Source organism: Cetobacterium sp. 2A, assembly GCF_014250685.1.
Classification (GTDB): domain Bacteria; phylum Fusobacteriota; class Fusobacteriia; order Fusobacteriales; family Fusobacteriaceae; genus Cetobacterium.
On record NZ_JACFAJ010000009.1, the window covers coordinates 70,048 to 90,279 of the forward strand.

Annotated in this window: 18 protein-coding genes; 11 read left to right on the forward strand and 7 right to left on the reverse strand. The window is 29.5% G+C overall.

What is annotated here, in order from left to right:
• Positions 1-238 precede the first annotated feature (238 nt).
• Together H3N56_RS10785 and H3N56_RS10790 are read left to right on the forward strand one after the other, a co-directional pair.
• Entirely contained in the window at positions 239-2,047 is a 1,809-nt protein-coding gene (locus H3N56_RS10785; RefSeq protein ID WP_185881200.1) for a hypothetical protein, read from the forward strand.
• Positions 2,048-2,115: 68 nt separating this feature from the next.
• Positions 2,116-3,375, forward strand: coding sequence for a 4Fe-4S dicluster domain-containing protein (locus tag H3N56_RS10790; RefSeq protein WP_185881201.1), 1,260 nt, complete (start codon positions 2,116-2,118; stop codon positions 3,373-3,375).
• 41 nt (positions 3,376-3,416) lie between these two features.
• On the opposite strand, the gene nrdG is transcribed toward H3N56_RS10790, so the two are convergent.
• Positions 3,417-3,923 (reverse strand): anaerobic ribonucleoside-triphosphate reductase activating protein, encoded by a 507-nt coding sequence (nrdG, locus tag H3N56_RS10795; protein WP_185881202.1) that lies wholly within the window; start codon positions 3,921-3,923, stop codon positions 3,417-3,419.
• A gap of 10 nt (positions 3,924-3,933) precedes the next feature.
• On the reverse strand, positions 3,934-6,123 hold the full coding sequence (gene nrdD, locus H3N56_RS10800) for an anaerobic ribonucleoside-triphosphate reductase (RefSeq protein ID WP_185881203.1): 2,190 nt from the start codon (positions 6,121-6,123) through the stop codon (positions 3,934-3,936).
• Between the two features lie 357 nt (positions 6,124-6,480).
• On the opposite strand from nrdD, the gene H3N56_RS10805 reads away from it, so the two are divergent.
• Both H3N56_RS10805 and H3N56_RS10810 read left to right on the forward strand, forming a co-directional pair.
• Positions 6,481-7,635, forward strand: coding sequence for a glycerate kinase (locus H3N56_RS10805; RefSeq protein WP_185881204.1), 1,155 nt, complete (start codon positions 6,481-6,483; stop codon positions 7,633-7,635).
• Between the two features lies 1 nt (position 7,636).
• The gene (locus H3N56_RS10810; protein ID WP_185881205.1) at positions 7,637-8,884 is read left to right on the forward strand and encodes a GntP family permease; all 1,248 of its coding nucleotides are present in this window, start codon (positions 7,637-7,639) and stop codon (positions 8,882-8,884) included.
• A gap of 38 nt (positions 8,885-8,922) precedes the next feature.
• Here H3N56_RS10810 and H3N56_RS10815 read toward each other — a convergent pair whose 3' ends face one another.
• Entirely contained in the window at positions 8,923-10,266 is a 1,344-nt protein-coding gene (locus H3N56_RS10815; protein ID WP_185881206.1) for a CoA-disulfide reductase, read from the reverse strand.
• Positions 10,267-10,486: 220 nt separating this feature from the next.
• Here H3N56_RS10815 and H3N56_RS10820 point away from each other — a divergent pair, with 220 nt between their 5' ends.
• From H3N56_RS10820 to H3N56_RS10830, 3 genes are all read left to right on the forward strand, one after another.
• Positions 10,487-11,782: an L-serine ammonia-lyase, iron-sulfur-dependent, subunit alpha gene (locus tag H3N56_RS10820; protein ID WP_185881207.1), complete on the forward strand. Its 1,296-nt coding sequence runs from the start codon at positions 10,487-10,489 to the stop codon at positions 11,780-11,782.
• A gap of 15 nt (positions 11,783-11,797) precedes the next feature.
• Positions 11,798-12,286 carry a thioredoxin family protein gene (locus H3N56_RS10825; protein ID WP_185881208.1) on the forward strand — a complete coding sequence of 163 codons (489 nt, stop codon included), beginning with the start codon at positions 11,798-11,800 and terminating at the stop codon, positions 12,284-12,286.
• Between the two features lie 115 nt (positions 12,287-12,401).
• Positions 12,402-13,211 carry a ZIP family metal transporter gene (locus H3N56_RS10830; protein ID WP_185881209.1) on the forward strand — a complete coding sequence of 270 codons (810 nt, stop codon included), beginning with the start codon at positions 12,402-12,404 and terminating at the stop codon, positions 13,209-13,211.
• Here the strand turns inward: H3N56_RS10830 and H3N56_RS10835 are convergent, their stop codons facing one another.
• Complete coding sequence (locus tag H3N56_RS10835; RefSeq protein WP_185881210.1) at positions 13,212-14,534, reverse strand: YjiH family protein; 1,323 nt, start codon at positions 14,532-14,534, stop codon at positions 13,212-13,214. It lies immediately after the preceding gene.
• A 312-nt stretch (positions 14,535-14,846) separates the two neighbouring features.
• On the opposite strand from H3N56_RS10835, the gene H3N56_RS10840 reads away from it, so the two are divergent.
• Positions 14,847-15,086 carry a hypothetical protein gene (locus H3N56_RS10840; protein ID WP_185881211.1) on the forward strand — a complete coding sequence of 80 codons (240 nt, stop codon included), beginning with the start codon at positions 14,847-14,849 and terminating at the stop codon, positions 15,084-15,086.
• A 25-nt stretch (positions 15,087-15,111) separates the two neighbouring features.
• On the opposite strand, the gene H3N56_RS10845 is transcribed toward H3N56_RS10840, so the two are convergent.
• Complete coding sequence (locus tag H3N56_RS10845; RefSeq protein WP_185881212.1) at positions 15,112-17,064, reverse strand: molybdopterin-dependent oxidoreductase; 1,953 nt, start codon at positions 17,062-17,064, stop codon at positions 15,112-15,114.
• Between the two features lie 86 nt (positions 17,065-17,150).
• On the opposite strand from H3N56_RS10845, the gene H3N56_RS10850 reads away from it, so the two are divergent.
• Together H3N56_RS10850 and H3N56_RS10855 are read left to right on the forward strand one after the other, a co-directional pair.
• A complete protein-coding gene (locus tag H3N56_RS10850; protein ID WP_185881213.1) occupies positions 17,151-18,011 on the forward strand; it encodes a hypothetical protein in 861 nt (286 codons plus the stop codon).
• A 71-nt stretch (positions 18,012-18,082) separates the two neighbouring features.
• Positions 18,083-18,484, forward strand: a complete 402-nt coding sequence (locus tag H3N56_RS10855) for an Rrf2 family transcriptional regulator (RefSeq protein WP_185881214.1) — start codon at positions 18,083-18,085, stop codon at positions 18,482-18,484.
• A 30-nt stretch (positions 18,485-18,514) separates the two neighbouring features.
• On the opposite strand, the gene H3N56_RS10860 is transcribed toward H3N56_RS10855, so the two are convergent.
• The gene (locus H3N56_RS10860) at positions 18,515-19,483 is read right to left on the reverse strand and encodes a M23 family metallopeptidase (RefSeq protein ID WP_185881215.1); all 969 of its coding nucleotides are present in this window, start codon (positions 19,481-19,483) and stop codon (positions 18,515-18,517) included.
• Positions 19,484-19,651: 168 nt separating this feature from the next.
• Between H3N56_RS10860 and H3N56_RS10865 the strand changes: the two genes are divergently transcribed.
• Complete coding sequence (locus tag H3N56_RS10865) at positions 19,652-19,858, forward strand: hypothetical protein (protein WP_185881216.1); 207 nt, start codon at positions 19,652-19,654, stop codon at positions 19,856-19,858.
• A 26-nt stretch (positions 19,859-19,884) separates the two neighbouring features.
• Here H3N56_RS10865 and H3N56_RS10870 read toward each other — a convergent pair.
• Positions 19,885-20,232: branched-chain amino acid transport system II carrier protein (locus H3N56_RS10870; RefSeq protein ID WP_185881217.1), on the reverse strand; the 348-nt coding region annotated here is incomplete at its 5' end.

Here is a 20,232-nt window from a genome sequence, read left to right on the forward strand (position 1 = left end):
CCTTGTATATCTATTCGCATTACCCTTGTATACACAAAAAAATGTTAAATTTTCGCATTGGTGGAGTAGAGATTAAAAAATATTCGTATGATTGTATAGTTATTGCCGATACAGATATATATAACTTGTATATATTGTTGTTTTACTTATGTTTATATGGTAATATTTATAAAATAATATAGATAAATACAAGGGTAATGCGAATATAATTTATTATTTAGAGGAGATTAGTCTAAAGATGAAAAAAATTAAAGAAAAAGAAATTGGTTTGATTTTAAAAAACCAAGTTATTGATACAGGACCAAGCGAAATTATTGAAAAATTTTTAGATGTGTCAGAAATAGAAAATGAGAAGGCAAATAGTCTTGTAAGAATAGATATAAACGTTATAGAGTATCCACTTTTCACAAAGAATCCTAGAAGAAAAAAGAATCAAATTATCAGATATTTTTTTAATAGGGATAAAGAAGCCTATATACAAGTAAATCCAACCTCTGGAGATTGTATCCCAGGGGAATTTGAAGAAAGAGTATTTATAGCTATTTTAAAAATAATGAGAGATAAAAGATATAATAATATATTTTATACTAATACATCGGAAATTTTATATAATATGGGAATTTCACAAACATCATTTAAAAGTTTTTATGGGAAAGTTGCCGTTGCATTGCAAAGGTTATCCCAAACTAGTTATATTTTTAAAAACTCTCTTTACTCAAATAAACTAAAAGGCATTGTCGATGATAAAATAAATACTAATATAATGAATATTAGAACAATTTCTTTGAAACAGGCTTCTCATGAAGAAACAGAATATTTTCATGACAAAAGAATTAAAGAAATTATAAAAATTTCTATATCTAATCATTTTTACGACAATATAATAAGAAAAGGTTATTTGGTTTATGACTCTCAACTTCTTTTAAATATGGAGAGTCCTATAACGAGAGCCCTTTATATGTTGATAAATAAATTGAGATTTAATAGATATGATTTTAAGGTATTGGCGCTTAGTTTAATAAAAAAAATTCCACTTAGTGATGATTCTAAATCAATTGGAAGAAGTATAAAATCAATAGAAAGAAGCTGTCAGGAATTAAAAAAAATGGATTTAATTGGAGATTATAGAGTTTTAAAAAATGGTAAATTGATACAGTCAGAATTTGAGTTTTTCTTTGAAGAAAGACACAATAGTTTAAAACAAAATTATTTTTTCGATGATAAAAATCATTTCGACAACTTAATAATAACACATACAGATGCTGGTGGATTGATTGATATTTCAATATCAGAAGACTTGAAAAATGTTAGTCCTACAGATCAGATGGTGGAGACTATAATGAAAAATTTACCAGCTAGAGCAAAAGAATTAAAAACGATGCCTAAGGCAATAAAAGATGCGATAAGACAATATGGATTTGATTACGTAAAGTTAGTAGCAGAATATATGAGAAGCCAAAAAGTTGGAAATATTAGAAGCTATTTTATGCAGGCACTTAATAAAGGGTGGGCGGATGATTATATATCTAAAGATAAAATTCCTAGTGATAAGAATTCCATCCAAGAATTAAAATTATTTAGTGATGAAGATCTTAATAAATCAAAAGAACGTGAGAGTTTATATTCAAATTATTTAGGACTTTCAGATGATGAAAGATTAAAGATAGAAGAGACAGTTTATATAGAATATATAAAAACTTGTGGTATGGAAGGAAAAGCTCAGAAGATAGCATTTAAAGCTGGAAAAGAGCTAATGATAAAAGAATATTTATTAAAAAATCATACATTTGAAGAAAAATCTAATTTGACAGTAGAACCAGATTTAGATATTAAGACAAATATTTTTATAAAAAAAGAATATGAAAATATTTCAAATTTTCAAATGGAATTACTAGATGTCTTAGAGAGTATGGATTCTAATGATCAAGTTAAAATTTTAAAGATTGTGAGTGCTTCAAAATATTTCGACGCACTTATTGGGAATAAACATATAAAAATTGAATATGTTGAAAATGGTGAGAGTAGCATAGAGATTATTGGTAAATAATTCTAAACAGGATTTATAAAAAAGACGATGTATAATACAAGATAAATTAATAGTTGTGGAGGTTATTGATGAGTCATATTGTAGGCAAGTCATCTTATAAAAGTTTAGAAGAGAGGTTGAATTTATTTTCCCAAGGAGCACCACCATCTGAAAGTTTATATAAAATACTTTCTATACTTTTTAGTGAAAAAGAGGCAAGATTGGTTGCACAATTACCAATTAAACCATTTACAGTTAAAAAAGCTGCAGAAATTTGGAAAATATCAGAAAAAGAAGCAAAAAATATTTTAGATACTCTTTCATCCAGAGCAATTTTATTAGATATTGTTCACAAAGGAGTTCAGACGTACATCCTTCCTCCACCAATGGCAGGTTTTTTTGAGTTTTCTATGATGAGAACAAGAGGAGATATTAATCAAAAATTATTAGGAGAACTTTTTTACCAGTATTTGAATGTTGAAGAAGAATTTATAAAGGATTTATTTTATGGTTCTGAAACAAAGCTGGGAAGAGTTTTTGTAAATGAGTCAGCTTTATCGATTGGAACTCAAGATAATTTAGTACAAATATTAGATTATGAAAAATCAACACATATAATAAAATCTTCAGAACATATTGGGGTTAGTATGTGTTACTGCAGACATAAGATGCAACATGTTGGAAAAGCTTGTGGAGCACCAATGGATATTTGTATGACCTTTGGAAATACTGCTGCTTCGCTTATAAAAAATGGATATGCAAGAGAAATTGACACGATAGAATGTATAGACTTGCTTCAAACGGCCTATGAGAGCAATCTAGTACAGTGCGGAGAGAATGTCAGGGAAGGAGTAACCTTTATATGCAACTGCTGTGGATGTTGTTGTGAGGCGCTTGTAGCTGCTAAGAAGTTTGGAGTGTTACATCCTGTTGAAACAACAAATTTTATACCCAAAATAAATTATGAGAGTTGTATAGTATGTGGAAAATGTATTAAGATTTGTCCAGTTAATGCTATAACAAAAAGTGAGAACCAAGTTGTTATAAATGAAGAACTTTGTCTTGGATGTGGACTCTGTGCTCGTGGTTGTTTTAAAAAATCAATTTTGCTAAAAAATAGAGAAACCAAAATTATAACTCCCATAAATTCAGTTCATAGAGCTGTATTGATGGCTATTGAAAAGGGAAAGTTGCAAGATTTAATATTTGACAATAAGGCTCTGTACAGTCATAGAGCTATGGCGGCGATACTTGGGGTAATTTTAAAATTATCGCCAGTAAAGAAAGTTATGGCTAGTAAACAAATGAAATCGGTTTATTTAGAAAAGCTACTTTCCAATTACAATTAATAAAAAGAGACTCTTCTTAATGTGAAAGAAGAGTCTCTTTATTATTTATATTCGATTAAAGTATTTTCAGAGAGACTTTTTTTTATATCAATTACTCTTTGATTATAACTTCCTCTCCATTTTAGGGAAAGATCTTTTTTAGTTATATCAAATTTCCCTTCTATTAGAATATCACATAAAGATATTAAAGAAATCAAATCCTCATTGTTAATAATATCTTCCCAAGTGTATCCAGACCAAATCCAGATATCTTTTTCAGGAAATTCATTTTTAAATTTTTTAAGAAAAGAAATTAAGGGAGCGATATTGGATGGATAAGTAGGATCCCCTCCAAGCAGAGAGAGACCCTTTAAACTTTTCTCATATTTTTTAAAATATTCCAAAATATCATTTTCTTCTTTTTCAGTAAAAGCAGATCCATAATTTGGATCCCAAGTATCTTTGTTAAAACAATCTTTACAATAATGATTACAACCACTAACGAATAAACTAACCCTTATTCCTTTTCCGTTTATCATGTCAGTGTATTTAATACCTGAATAGTTCATAGAAAATCTCCTACATATGTTTTACTCTGTTTATAACTTCTTTTTGTTTTCCTTTATTAAAAGGTCTTGAGTCAGGTTGAGCTAGATATCCACAAACCCTTCTAATAACATTCATTTTAGTTGAATCAGTATTTCCACATTGAGGACACTCAAATCCCTTTTCAGTAGCTAAAAATTCCCCATTAAAATTACAAACATGACATTTATCTACTGGTTGATTTATTCCCATATAATGAATTCCAATAGATTGAGCATATTTTAAAATTTCATAGACAGCTTCTAAGTTTTTCTTTAATGAATCAGTTTCAATATAACTTATATGCCCACCTTTAGCATATTTATGTCCAGGTGCTTCCATTCTAAGTTTTTCAAATGGATTTAAGCTAATTTTAGAAGATACATGGAATGAATTGTCATAATAACCTTTATCTGTAATTCCTTCGATTATCCCAAAATCTTTAAGATCTATTTGAGCAAATCTATCACAAAGAGATTCAGAAGGAGTTGAATAAAGTGCAAAACCTAAATTAGTTTCTTTTTTATATTCATCAATTTTTTCAGACATATATTTTAAAATATTAAATGTTTTCTCGTATATCTCTTCATCTTGAGAGAAGTCAGTACCGTAAAGTAATTGAGAAACTTCGCTAAGACCTATGTATCCAATTGATACGGTAGAATATCCTCCCCAAATTAAATCTTTGATTGTTTCTTTATTAGATTTATTAGCTAAAGCTCCATCTCTCCAAAGAATTGGAGAGATTTCAGCAGGAGTATTTTCTAAGTATTTAGCTCTAAATAAGTTGTTTTCTTTACATAATTCCATAATAGAATCCAATTCTTTATAGAATCCTTCTTCATCACCTTTATGTTTTAAAGCAATTCTAGGTAAATTAATAGAAGTTGCTCCTATGTTGAATCTTCCAGAATAAGTCTCTTTTCCATCTTTATCAAACCAAGGAGATAGGAAAGCTCTACATCCCATTGGGTAAACAACAGTTTCCTTTTCTAGCTGTTCTTTTGTAACGAAAAGAATATCAGGATAAATAGAATTTGTCATACATTTAAAAGCAATTTGTGAAATATCCCAATTTGGATCTTCTGGATTAAAATTTAATCCATCAGCAACTGCATAAACTATTTTAGGGAAAATAGCAGTTTCTTTTTTCGCTCCGAACCCACCCATTCTAGTTTCGAAAACATATTTTTGTACCATTCTACCTTCCCATGAAGTTTCAGTTCCTATTCCAACAGTTGTAAAAGGAGTTTGACCATTAACTGTAGATAAAGAGTTTATTTCATATTCTAAACCTTGCATAGATTGCTTTATAGATTCTTCAGTCATATCGGTAGCATATTCGAAAGCTAAAGGATATAGTTCTTTTATTTGATTGTTTAAATATTCTACGTTATACTTTGAAAGTATTGTTTCAATTTCAGAAGCAGATAATCTTTCAACATATTTCAATCCTTTAAAAAAATGTTTTTTAAAGCTTTTCTTTATGTATGGAACAAGAGCTCTGTCAAGATATGGAATAGAGCAACCACCATATGTATTAGATGAAACCGAAGCTATTATTTGAACTATATGTCCAACAGCAACATCAACAGAGTTTGGTTCTAACATCTTCGCATTTCCAATATTACAACCATTTTTTAACATATTCTCTATGTTAACAAGTTCGCAATTTGTTTCTCTAAAAAGTAAGTAATCTAAATCATGTATATGGATAGCACCTGATTCATGTGCTTCTTTTAAATGGTTTGGTAAAATTTTATTTAAATAGTAGTCTTTAGACGATATTCCAGCTAAAAGATCTCTCTGAACAGAAATTGTTTTTCCATCCTTATTGGCATTTTCATTTAAAATATCTTCGTTTGATGCATCTATTAGTTCAGCGATTTTTTTATAAATAGTTTTTTCTTTATTTCTCTTTTCTGTTTTCAAAGCTCTATATCCTTGATAAGACATTGCAATGTCTTTTTCAGATGAACTCATTAATTTTTTAACCACTATATCTTGTATTTCTTCAACATGAAGAATTTTGTTGTCTATATTCTCAATTTGACTAGCTATTCTTTCAATGAGATCCTCGTTAATAGGTTTCTCATTTTGAGTAAAAGCCATTGTAATAGCACGTTTTATAAGGTTTTTATCAAAATTAACAATAGAACCATCTCTTTTAATAACTTCTTTCAATTTCTCCACCTCTGTATAAATTTTTATTTTATTAGTTAATTATAATCATTTTATTATACACAACATTTAGTGTTTTAGCCAGAAAAAAATAAAAAAAAAGAGATTAAAAAATCTCTTTAAAAGTTCTAGTTGTTTCCATCATTTAGGGAATAATGGAAACATAATTGAGTAATAGAAATTAGCAGCCAATGGGTTCTGAAATGGCCACTATCAGAAATAATAACATATAAAAATAAATAAATCAATTTATAAAAAATATATGAAATTTTGAAAGAAATTGGAATTTTTTATATATATTGTCTTTGTGTAAAAAAAATGTTATTATACTCGCGTAAAAAATATAAGTTGGAGGTAGCTATGAAAAAAGTAGTTGCAGCAGTAGATTCTTTTAAAGGAAGTATGACCTCTATTCAAGTAGCGTCAGCTGTAGAGCAAGGTATAAAGTTAGTTTATCCAGATTGCGAAGTAGTTAAAGTATCGATTGCAGACGGAGGAGAAGGAACAGTTGAGTCATTAGTTTTAGGAACTAATGGTAAATTTATAGAAAAAATTGTAATGGGACCACTGGAAGATTTAGTTGAAGCGACTTATGGAATTTTAGGAGACGGGAAAACAGCCGTTATAGAGATGGCGTCTGCTAGTGGACTACCACTTGTACCAAAAGAAAAAAGGAATCCTATGAAGACCACTACTTATGGAACTGGACAACTTATAAATGATGCATTAGATAAAGGATGTAGAAATTTTTTAATAGGTATTGGTGGAAGTGCAACTAATGATGCAGGATTAGGAATGATGCAAGCACTAGGATATAAATTTTTTGATAAAAATGGGGAAGAATTAGGATTTGGTGGAGAAATAATGGAAAAGGTTGCTAAAATAGATTCAAGCAATTGCAATCCAAAGTTAAAAGATGCTATATTTGAAGTAGCTACTGATGTTAATAATCCATTTTCTGGATTAAATGGAGCAGCGCATATATATTCGAGACAAAAAGGAGCCACAGAAGAAATGGTTCTTGATTTAGATAGAGGATTAAAAATTTTAGCACAAACTATAAAAAAAGAACTAAACAAGGATGTTGATAACTTAGCTGGAGCTGGAGCTGCAGGAGGAATGGGAGGAGGTTTTGTAGCATTTTTAAATGCAACGTTAAAACCTGGAATTGAAATGGTACTGGACTATCTAAATTTCTCTACTCTTATAGATGGAGCAGATTTAGTTATAACTGGTGAAGGAAGAATGGATGGTCAAACATCTATGGGAAAAGCACCTATGGGAGTTGCAAATGCAGCTAAATTAAAATCTATCCAAACAATTGGAATAGCTGGTGGAATTGATTCAGTTGAAAAATTAAATAGTTTAGGAATAGAGGCTATATTTTCAACAGTTCCAGGTCCTGTATCTCTAGAAAATGCAATGAGAACAGAAAATGCAACTGCTAACATAGTAAGAACTGTTTCACAAATATTTAGGGTTATAAAAATATCTAAAAAAATGGGGGAGATTTAGAATGACAGCTTTTGGAGCTATTTTAGGGTTATTAATTGCAATTGTATTGATTATTAGAAAGGCTAATCCAGCGTACAGTTTAATCTTGGGAGCCGTAGTTGGAGGAGTTGCTGGAGGACTGCCATTAACAGAAACGGTTAAGCTTATGATAGATGGAGTAAAAGATATATCTCCAGCAATAGTACGTATCATAACAGCTGGTATTTTGGCAGGAGTACTTATAAAGACAGGAGCAGCGTCTAAAATAGCGGAAACTATAATTGAAAAACTTGGAGAAAAAAGAGCTCTTATAGCTCTAGCTATATCAACACTAATTTTAACATCTATTGGAGTATTTATTGACGTAGCGGTAATAACTGTTGCTCCAATAGCTTTAGCAGTAGGAAAAAGAGCGGGGTTATCGAAGATGTCTATACTTCTTGCCATGGTTGGTGGTGGAAAATCAGGAAACATAATTTCTCCTAATCCAAATACGATATCAGCAGCAGAAAACTTTGGAGCTCCATTATCATCTGTTATGTGGGCAAATATTATACCCGCTTTTGTCGGTTTAGTTGTTACAGTTATTGTTGCTAACTTTTTGATAGAAAAGGGAGAAAAAATTGTTGAAGCAGCTGAAGAACTTAAAGAAGAAAATGAACCAAGCTTAATCGGAAGTATCATAGGACCTATAGTAACTATTGTACTATTATCTTTAAGACCAATAGCTGGAATTAATATAGATCCATTAATTGCTTTACCGGTTGGAGGGCTAGCTGGAATAATTGTAATGGGAAAATTCAAAAAATTGAGAGAATGTATGGAGTACGGATTATCAAAGATGTCTGGAGTTGCTATTCTACTTATAGGAACAGGAACTGTATCTGGAATTATAAAAAATTCTAGTTTAAAAGATGTAATATTGGATCTTTTAAAAAGTGCTAGTGTGAGTGAACAACTAATAGCGCCAATATCTGGAGCACTTATGTCAGCTGCTACAGCTTCAACAACAGCTGGAGCAACAATAGCATCAGCTACTTTTTCAGGAGCTATTTTAATGGCTGGAATAAGTGCAATAAGTGGTGCTGCTATGACAAATGCTGGAGCAACTGTTTTAGATCATTTACCACATGGATCTTTTTTCCATGCAACAGGTGGAGCCACAAATGTTTCTCTTGGAGAGAGATTAAGACTTATACCTTATGAAACAATTGTAGGGTTTAGTTTAGCTACAGTATCAACACTTGTTTCTATATTTTTAAATAAATAAAATTAAGGCCTCTGTGAATTCACAGAGGCCTTAATTATTTATTTTGCTACATTTCCAGCTACGTTTAAAACATCCCATGTACGAGAAAATGGAGGAGCATAACATAAATCTAACATTCCTAATTGATCAACTGTTAATTTAGCAAATATTGCTGTAGCTAAGACATCTACTCTTAATACAGCACCTTTTTTACCAGCTATTTGTCCACCAAGAATTACTCTACTTTTAGCATCATAAATAAGTTTTACATATATATCTTCTCTACCAGGATAATAATTAGTTTGATTTTTATCTTTTATAAAGACTGTCTTATAATCAATTCCTATTTTTTTTGCTTCTTCTTCTGATATTCCTGTTCTACCAGCCTGAATATCCATAACTTTTACTGCTGCTGATCCAAGAGTACCTTGGAAAACAGAATTCATACCTGCAAGATTTTCTCCAACGATTCTTCCAATTTTATTAGCAGTAGTAGCTAGAGGAATATATACATTTTCGTGTCTTACTAAGTGAGGAACTGTTGCACAATCACCGGCAGCATAAATTCCTTTAATATTAGTTTCCCCTGTGTTATCGATAATGATAGCACCATTAGGAAGCATTTCAATTCCAGTATTTTTAAGGAATGAAGTATTGGGTCTAATACCAGTTGATATTACAACAATATCTGCTTTATATTCAGCTTTATTTGTTTTAACTCCAATAACTTTTCCATTATTTTCTATAATTTCTTCAACAACTTCTTGTAAATGTAGAGTAACTCCTTCATGAGAAACTATTTCTTCTTCAATTACATCGGTGATTTCTTTATCGAAACTTTCTAATAAAACTCTATCTCCAAGTTGAATTATTTTGATATCTTTTTTACCAAGATGTTTAGCAGCCTCAGCTACCTCCAATCCTATGTATCCAGCTCCTACGATAACTATATTTTGATTTTCATCTTTCATCATTTCTTCTTTTAACTCTATTCCATCATTATATTCTTTTAAAGTAAAGACATTTTCAGACTTCACATTTTTAATTGGTGGAATAATTGCATTTGCTCCTGTTGCGAGCATAAGCTTATCGTAAAAATCTTCGAAAATATCACCAGTTTCTAAATTTTTAACTTTTAATTTTTTATTTTCAGTATCAATCTCTATAACTTCATGTTTAATTTTTATATCGAGACCAGATTCAATAAATTTTTCAATAGGTCTTGCAATCATATCTGTAGGAGAAGAATAGAAATCACCTACATAGTAAGGTAAACCACATGCACCCCATGAAACTATGTCAGTCTTCTCATAAACTGTAAGAGAAGCTTCTTTATTTAACCTTTGAGCTTTTGCGGCTGCAGACATTCCAGCTGCTATTCCACCAATTACAACTATTCTCATTAGTTTTACCTCCTTTATAATTTAAAAAATATCTTAATTAAATCTATTATATATGGTATTATATAATTTGTGAATATATTTATTTTTGGAAAAGTTTTTTTTGTATCAAAAAATTTAAAAGTATGTTAAAATGCTACAGTAGAGTAATAAAACAAAACTGAAAAGCCTATTTTCAAGTTAAGTATATTAAATAAAATTTTGTTTTTGGAGGTATAAAAAAGTGGGTAAAACTATCACTGATAAAATTTTAAACATATTAAAAGAAGAAATTGTTCCGGCAGAAGGGTGTACAGAGCCGATAGCTTTAGCTTATGCTGCTGCAAAAGCTGTTGAAGTGTTAGGACAGAAACCAGAAAGAATGAAAGTTTATCTATCTGGAAATATAATAAAAAATGTTAAGAGTGTTATAGTTCCAAATAGTGGTGGACTTGCTGGAATAGAGGCATCAGTTGCTATGGGAGCAATAGTTGGAGATAGTTCAAAAGAACTTCTTGTAATTAGTAATGTTAATCCAGAAAATTTAAAGGAAGTTCAGGAGTTTTTAGATAAAGATATTATAGAAGTATACTCTGGAGAGAATGATCTAAAGCTTTATATAAAAGTAGAGACATTTGCAGGAGAGAATTCTTCTTCTATTGAGATAAAACATCTTCATACTAATATTACAAAAATTGAAAAAGATGGTAAAGTTTTAATTTCACAAGCTTGTAATGATGGAGACTTTAATTCTCCTCTTTCGGATAGAGAAATTTTATCAATAGAATTAATCTATAAATTAGCGAAAACTATAGATATAGATTTAATATCTGATTTATTTAAAACAATTATAAAGTACAATACTAAGATTGCTAAAGAGGGTCTTACAGGAAATTATGGTGTGAATGCTGGAAAAATGATTATGGATAACATTGAAACAGGATTTTATGGAAATGATTTAAGAAATAAAAGTGCTGCATTTGCTGGAGCTGGAAGTGACGCTAGAATGAGTGGATGTGCTCTACCTGTTATGACAACAAGTGGAAGTGGAAACCAAGGAATGACAGCTTCTCTACCAATAATAAAATATTGTGAAGAGAAAAATATTTCTGAAGAAAATTTAATAAGAGCCTTATTTGTATCTCATTTAACAACTGTTCATGTTAAAACAAATGTTGGAAGATTATCAGCTTACTGTGGTGCAATTTGTGCTTCAGCTGGAGTATCAGCAGCGTTGGCATTTTTAAATGATGGAACATATGAAATGGTTTCAGATTCTATTTCAAATACTTTAGGAAATCTTTCTGGAGTAATTTGTGACGGTGCTAAAGCTTCTTGTGCTTTAAAAATTATTTCTGGAGTTTACTCAGCCTTTGATTCAACAATGCTTGCTATGCAAAGTAGTGTACTTCAATCTGGAGATGGAATAATATCTAACAACATAGAAAATACAATAAAAAATGTTGGAATTCTTGCAGGTGCAGGAATGAAAGTGACAGATGAAGTAATTCTTGATATAATGGTTTCAAACAGAAAATAATAAAGTGGTGATGATATGAACTTTAAAGAACTATTTGAAGTCGGTGTGAATTTTGATACTTTTGTAGGAACAGGTAGCAAATCTGAAAGAGATAGAATTCCTAAAAATTATTCTAGAGTAATTTTTTCGGAAGAATTTATTAAAAGCATAAGAAATTATGATAAAAAAATAAATTTTCTTATATCTGCAGAAATGTGGTGCTTTGATGCACAGCTTAATTCTACAGTTGTAAAAAAAATATGTGAGTTGAATAGCAATTTTGATTTAAAAGTCATTACAAAAGGTAGAGGCGAGAAATTTGTTAAACCTCTTTTGGAAATTGATAACTTTAAAATTCCAACGATACTTGTTTTGGATGAAAACTTTGAACTTCTTGGAATGTTTATTGAAAAACCAGAAACAGTTAAGTTAGAAAATTTTGAAGACATAAAAATGGATTATCTAAAAGGAGCTTATTTAAAGGATACCGCTTCACAAATTGGGAATATTATATTAAATAGATAGAAAAATAAAGAGTCTTAATGAGTAAATTCATTAAGACTCTTTTTATTTTAAAAGGATAAATTATAACTGTACCTAATAACACTAATCATACAGAATATGAAAGGAGTTGTAGACTATGTTAGAATTTTTTTTGAATTTACATCCAATATATCAAGCTCTATGCGCTGGAATTTTTACCTGGGCAGTAACAGCAGCAGGTGCTAGCTTAGTTTTCTTCTTTAAAGAGATAAATAAAAAAGTTCTAAATAGTATGCTGGGTTTTGCTTCAGGAGTTATGATTGCAGCAAGTTTTTGGTCATTATTAAATCCAGCTATTGAAATAGCTCAAAAGATGAATCAAAATACTTGGATAACAGCAGCAGGAGGTTTTATGTCTGGTGGACTAGCGCTATGGTGTATTGATAAAATCCTTCCTCATTTGCACCAGGGATTAAAGGCGAGTCCAGAGGGTATTAAAACCTCATGGCAAAGAAGTATCCTTTTAGTTCTTGCAGTTACACTCCATAACATTCCAGAAGGTATGGCAGTTGGTGTTGCATTTGGTGCACTAATTTCCGACTCTTCATATACTAGTGTTTATTCAGCTATGGCACTTGCACTTGGAATAGGACTACAAAATTTTCCTGAAGGAGCAGCTGTTTCTATTCCACTTAGAAGAGAGGGCCTATCCAGATTTAAAGCTTTCCAATATGGACAAGCTTCAGGTATTGTAGAACCCATAGCAGCAGTGTTGGGAGCATTCTTCGTAACTAATATGCAAGGGTTTTTACCGTTCTCTCTAGCCTTTGCAGCAGGTGCTATGATATATGTAGTTATAGAAGAGCTCATTCCAGAAGCTCAAAGCATGAGGAATGAAGACTCAGCAACAATCGGAACTATGCTAGGTTTTGCTACAATGATGATTTTGGATGTTGCTTTAGGATAACTAGTTTGCTAATATTCCAAATTTCACTAGAATTATTCCTATTGTATAAATAACTGGGAAGGTTATAGCTGTTCTCAAAATAAAGAATTTGATAGCATCTAGGAAGCTAAAGCCAATCTTAGAATTAACTAAAATCATTCCTGTTTCACTTAAAAATATAAGTTGTGAGAATGATAAAGTTCCAATTATAAATCTAGCTAATTCACTTGAAGATCCTTCTATAAATAAAGCTGGAAGATACATATCTGATAGTCCTACAATCATAGCTGGAGCCATTTGAGTAGCTACTTCATGAGTAAATCCTAAAAAGTTTAAGATTGGAAGTAGAGGCATTGAAATAATTGCAAAGAAATTTGTATGCTCAGCTATAATAAGTCCAGTGGTTCCAACACACATTATTACAGGAATAAATGTAATATAAATTACTATAATCTTTATTAAAGAATCTTTTATCATTTCAACTTCAGAAGCTTTAGAAGCTGCTTGAGAAGCCATTTTTAAGGCATGCCCAAAAGATCTATTTTCATTTTCACCTAAAATTGGCTCGTTATAATATTCATCTTTAAATTTCTTTAAAGGTAATCTTGCAATTATAAAACCAGCAATAACAGTTGAAATAACTATTGTACCGTAAAAAACACCAAATATTTTAGATAATTTTAATAAATCTGCTACAACGGCAGCAAAAGAGATTCCAACGATTGAAAAAGATGTAGCTATTATGACTGCTTGTCTTTGAGTATAATACCCTTTTTGATATTGTTGGTCAGTCACAACTATTCCGATGGTTCCATCTCCTAAGAAAGATGCAAGTGCATCGATTGCAGCGTAACCTGGAACTTTAAAAAGTTTTCTCATAACTGGTGCTATAAGAGTTCCTACAAATTCAACAAGCCCAAAAGAAGTTAGCATAGGCATAAGCAATACCCCAATAAAGAAAGTTACCATAAGAGATGGAAGTAATTCAAATGCCATAAGAGCTCCTGTAGAGTCACTTAAAACAGCACTAGGTCCAAACTTAAATGTAACCATTAAGAACATTACAGATCCAAGAATTCTTAGAACGCTACTTACTTTATCGGCTACAAAAAATTCATTTAAAATTTCATCATTAAATTTCTTTTTTACAAGTCCAATAGACGTTCCAACAATTGTAACAACTGAGAAAGCGATAATTAAAGCCTTGACCCATTCTAAATACCCTCCAATTACAAAAGTTTTGATGTGGGCCATCAAGATTGAAGATTCACCACCAATAGATATTGGTGCTAAAAACGCTAGTATTCCAAGTGTAGAATACAGTCCAAATTTTAAAATTGCCATTTCGATACCTCCAGAAATTTTTAATTTCTGCCAAAATAAAAAAGGCATACATAAAAAATGTATGCCTTTGAGAACCCATAACAAAATAAGCGTATTACTATGGCAGCTTCGTAATACTTAATTCACAGTTTATATGACATCATAACCATCGGCCTTAGGTTCCGTACATAGAAGTGAATCAACCTCATATTTTTTTTTCGAAATTACGCTAATTATACAAGTTAAAAATTTATTTGTAAAGAAATATTTGTTTTTTTTTGAAAGTGAAGTATACTTGGATTGAAAAAACTAATAAAAAAAGGTGGTTTTGATATGGTTGATATAAGAGAACTTTTTAATAGTGGATTTATAAGTAAAAATACTAAATTTGAGAGCATATCGGAATTTTTTAATAGTATTGGAATATTAGAAACTGAAATAGAAAAAATATTTAACTTAGATAAAACTTATTTAAATAATAAGATATCAGAAGTATCAGATTTTAAAAATTTTGATGAGATGTTATATAAGGCAAAAATAATATATTTGGAAAAGAAAATTTTAAAGTGGTAGTTGATTAAGACTACCACTTTTTTTATTATACTAATTTAAATATATTTATAAATGTATCACAATAAGTAATTTGTCCACCCATTTCTGAACTACCATTGGAAGTTAAAAAATTTGGATTTCCATGTTTATGATTCCAACCTATAAATATATAAGCTAAGTTTTGTTTTAAATTTTTATCTAATAAAATTTCACAAATTATTTCTCCATATTTAGATTTAACTTTGACTTTCTCATTCAAATCAAATTTTTTCATAATAGAATCTGAAACATATATTTTTGAAATTCCATCTATATCAATAAAATGTTGTGAAAAAAGTGAATCTTTAAAGTGAGGTGTAATGAGCCTTAAGGGGTATTCATCACTTGTTTTTTCAGTCGGGATATAAATGGGATATGGTGATAACCCGTCATTTAAAGCTGTATTGCTATATATTTCAATTTTTTTTGAAGGAGTAGAGAAATTATAATCACTCCAAGCAATTTTATCTTTTTGCAAATTAATATCTTCTTTTTTTAAATCATTTAGAGTTAAATTAATAGGAGATAATACTTTATTTAAATATTCTTCTTTAGTTACGTTAGGATAATGACTTAATTTCATTTGTTTTGCAAGTTCTCTAAAAAAATGATATTCATCCATTAATTCGTTTGATGGATTTATAACTTTTTCATTATACATAAGATAAGGCATGAGCATGGAAGAAAAAATAATATCTTCACTTTCTAAAGTATTAGTAACTGGGATTATTAAATCACAATACTTAGCAGTATCTGTCATAAACATATCAAAACAAACTTTAAATTCAATAGAATTAAAAGCTTTGATAGTTTCATTTAAATTAGGAAATTGATTTAGTGGATTGGCTTTAGATATAAATATGCTTTTTATTTCATTGTTTGGATTATTTATATAACCTACAAAATTATTTACCATAAATTCTCTAGAATTTAGAGCATATTTAGAACTATTATATGGATCTCTATTTAATAATTTGGAGTATATTTTATTTGAATAAAATACTCCTGAACCACATTTTCCAATATTTCCACTTATTGCCATTAGAGCATCGATAGCCCTAACTGTATTTCCACCATTAGAATATTTTTGCATTCCATAGCCTATAAATACTGAAACTTTCCCGTTTATAAACATTTCAACAAGTTCTAATATTTCATCATATGTTATACCAGATTCAGTTAAAAGATAGTCTAGACTAAGGCTATCTAAATATTTTTTATATTCATCAAATCCTATAATGTGTTGCTCTACAAATAAAGAATTAAATTTTTCATGATCTATAATTTTTTTTGTAATAGCCATGGCAAGGGCTCCATCACTACCAGGATTTATTTTTAAATTAGTTGTTGCTAATTTTGATGTCTCATTTAATCTAGGGTCTATCGTAACTATTTTTGCATTATTTTTTTTAGCTTGAACTAATCTTTCATACAAATGGATAGAGGTATTGTATGGATTTCTACCCCAAAGAATAACAGTATCACTATTTAAAATATCTTCTATATCACTAGTCTTACAATCTCCAAAGTCATAGTTTTGAGCCTTATTTCCGGCTGACCAACATGTTCCCCCATCTGCAGTTGTAATACCTCCATAAAAATTGAAAAAGATATCTTCTATTCCTTTTAAAAAACCTCCGGCTCCAGATTCAGAATAATGTATAACACTTTGAGAACCAAATGCATTTTTATAAAAAGTTAGTTTATTTGAAACTATTTCAAGAGCTTGATTAAAATCAATCTCTTGAAATTCTCCATTTATTTTTAATAATGGTTTTAAAAGTCTGTCTTTATGATAAAGACGATCTAAATGTTTTCTTCCTTTATTGCATATAAATCCTTTTGTGAAACTATTATTTTCATCACCATCAATTTTTTTTACAATGTCGTTATCTACAGAAATTTTAAATTTACATAAATCATAACAATCTAGAGAACAACTGTGTTTATAGGTTTTCATAAATTCACCCCATTATTTATTAGTTGATATATTATACCAAATCTTGTATGATTTATAGTGAAAAAATTATATATGAGGTGTAATTAATGAAATATTTTTTATTTTTGAACCATCCAAAAGGTCAAGAAGTATATAAAGTAAGTGAAGAAAGAGAAAAAATGGCAAGAATTCACTTTAAATCAGTTGATACTTTAGAAACTGAAGTTACAATAAGAGGTAATATTTATAAAGCAATTATAGATTATACAGCATTTTCAAATTTAGCAAATTTTGATTGTTTTAATTGTCAAGATCCATGTTGTGCAGATAATCCATCAATATATGAAGATTTAACGAGAGAATTAATTTTAGATAATTTAAAAGAATACGATAATTTAACACACAATCTAGAAATTTTATTAGAAATTGGAAAAAGTCCAGAAGAAATAATAGAAAGCATAAAAAATGATGACGTAATGGTCCCAGATGAAAATGCTGAAGAAGAAATTTCTTTGTGTACATGTTCTTTTAAACCTAATAATAACTCAACACTTTGTGCTATCCACTCTATATGTCTAAGTAAAGGAATGACTGCTAGAGAAATAGTTGAGTACAAGCCTATGGTTTGCAATCTTTGGCCTATAGATATAATAGCGGAAGATGATCTATCAGTTTTATACATAACTATGCCAGATGATTTTACTACAGGGTTTACAATAGAAGACTACTATGGAATTGGATGTATAAATAAAGAGTTATGTGAGTCAGCTATTTTCAGAAGAAAAAATCCTGAAGGATTTAGTGAAAATGATTTTAAACCTGTTATAGTTGCGTATGGTGACACTATAAAATATAGTCTCGGAGAAAAATGCTACGAGGATATAAAAAATAATTTAATAGCTAAGAACCTTGTATTTAATGAGGAATTCGATGAGAGAGAGCAACAGATACTAAAAAAAATTAATTGAATAATTAAAAAAAATATATTACAATAAAGAGATATATTTATATAGCTTAGAAGTTTTTTATTGGAGGCTTTATGTTAATTAGTAGAGAGGTTGACTATGGAATCAGGATTGTGATGATTCTTAGCAATAGTAAATTAGTAAAAATAGACGCTAAAGAAATCTCCGAAACCTCAGGAGTAAGTTTAAGATTTACATTAAAAATATTAGGGAAATTAAGTTCTTCAGATATAGTGAAATCTTTTAGAGGTGCTAAAGGAGGTTATCTTATAAATAAAAATCCTAAAGAGATTAGTATTTATGATATAATTTGTGCTCTTGAAGGAGATGTAAAAGTGAATGCTTGTTTTGAGGATAAAGAGATTTGTAGTTTAGAAAGATGTGATGTTTGTTCAATTCATTCAAATTTAAGAAGAATCAGAACAAATTTAATTTCAGATTTAAGAGATACGACTATTGATATGTTAATAAACTAAAAATGGATATGGCAATTGCCATATCCATTTTTAGTTTGATAGTACCAGATAATCTAAAGGATTTAAAACTTTTCCATTCTTTCTAACTTCAAAATGAAGGTGAGGACCAGTTACTCTTCCAGTACTCCCACTCAGAGCAATCATTTGATTAGCCGAGACTGTTTGTCCTTCTTTTACAGTGATTTTGCTTAAATGAGCATAACGAGTTTCAAAATTACCTTTATGCTGAATTATAACAAGATTTCCATAATTTTTAGAATAACCAGTAAATTTAACAACTCCCTTTTCTGAAGCCATGACTTTGGTACCATTTCCAGCTCTTAAATCTAGAGCTCTATGAGACATAATTTTTTTTACAACAGGATGTTTTCTAGTTCCAAAATTGCTAGTGATGAACATTTGGTTTAAAGGATTTCTAAACATTAAACTTGGTAAAGTTGGTTTTTTTATTGGTGGCTTTTTTACGTAGGATAAAAGACCACGTTTAAAAGTGTCATTTATTTTTGGAGATCTAAGAAATATGGTAATTCCAGGAATTAAATTTTCTATACCATTATCTGATTTTATATCTTCTGATTTAGTACCAAAAGATTTTTCTAAACTAAAAAAAGTATCCTTTTTTTCTAAAGTATAAAATATTCCTTGTTTATTAGGAATTTCAATTTCTTCTCCAACAACTAATTTTCTTAAATCTTTATTTGGATTATTAGCAAAAATAAATTCAGGAGTGGTATCAAATTTTTTTGCTAAACTATTTATGGTATCTTTTTCTTCGATAACGTAACCAAGATTACGTATTGAATTTTCTTCATTTATTATATCTTCAATAATACTTTTTTCTTGTTCTGTAATCTTTTGTGTAGATATTTGTATAAGTTCTTGATTAAAGAAAAAAGTTGGTAATTCTTCGCTTAATAATCTTTCATTATTTATACAAAAAATGGTTCCGACAACAGCAAGTATTCTAATATTTTTTTTGTTTATAATTTTTTTCAGCATATGAACTCCCCTCAAAATAAAGTCTCCAACAAATTATAGCAGAGGTATGTGAAAATTATGTGACAAAACAAGTTTTTTTATTTATATATCAAAAATATTTTGTTTGACTTTTCTTATTATAAAAAGTAGAATATATAGAAGTGATTTTTTGATAAAGAGGTGTAATCTATGTTCCAAAAACTACTTTTTTATACGTTAGTTGTAGTAACTTTTGATGCGATGATGTATATGTTTAGCAATAAAAAATATAGAGGACATATAGAATTAAAGCATTATTTTGCGGTATTAAAAATGCCTATATACCAAAAATCTTTAGTAACTAAAATATTGATAGTACAGATTTTTTTAATTATAACCATGGCTTTTACAAATTAAAAAGGGATGCAATTGCATCCCTTTTTTTAAATTGAAACTAACTTTTTATCTTCTTTTTTTATTAACCCAACAATGGTTCCAAAAATAATAGCTGGGACTACCCACCCAAGACCAAAAGATTGAAGAGGCAAAATTTTATAAATATGATTCAGTAATGAAATATTTATATTTAGCGCTTGTAACATTTCTATAACTCCAACAAATCCAGCTCCTATAACAGCTCCTAAATAAATACCATCATTCTTAATTCTTTTTCCAAAGAAGTTTAATGCTATTAGAACAATAGCTATAGGATATAGAAGAACAAGGATAGGTGCAGATATCTTCACAATCATATCAACGCCTAGACTCGCAAAAAGAAAACTAATAACAGT